At 52.5% G+C, this 621-nt stretch carries 1 rRNA gene; it reads right to left on the bottom strand.

The features are described from left to right. Positions 1-33: 33 nt before the first annotated feature. Positions 34-621, bottom strand: a 16S ribosomal RNA gene (locus tag AC0L3J_RS37260); the annotation flags it as partial.

The raw sequence follows: 621 nt of genomic DNA, 5'->3' as shown, positions 1-621 counted from the left end.
TGTGTGAGCACTACAAAGTACGCTTCTTTAAGGTAAGGAGGTGATCCAACCGCAGGTTCCCCTACGGTTACCTTGTTACGACTTCACCCCAGTCATGAATCACAAAGTGGTAAGCGCCCTCCCGAAGGTTAAGCTACCTACTTCTTTTGCAACCCACTCCCATGGTGTGACGGGCGGTGTGTACAAGGCCCGGGAACGTATTCACCGTGGCATTCTGATCCACGATTACTAGCGATTCCGACTTCATGGAGTCGAGTTGCAGACTCCAATCCGGACTACGACGCACTTTATGAGGTCCGCTTGCTCTCGCGAGGTCGCTTCTCTTTGTATGCGCCATTGTAGCACGTGTGTAGCCCTGGTCGTAAGGGCCATGATGACTTGACGTCATCCCCACCTTCCTCCAGTTTATCACTGGCAGTCTCCTTTGAGTTCCCGGCCGGACCGCTGGCAACAAAGGATAAGGGTTGCGCTCGTTGCGGGACTTAACCCAACATTTCACAACACGAGCTGACGACAGCCATGCAGCACCTGTCTCACGGTTCCCGAAGGCACATTCTCATCTCTGAAAACTTCCGTGGATGTCAAGACCAGGTAAGGTTCTTCGCGTTGCATCGAATTAAA

Source organism: Bradyrhizobium sp. Kon37, assembly GCF_055807535.1.
Note: the sequence above shows the minus strand (reverse complement) of the source record. Positions and strands in the feature narration are given on the sequence as shown.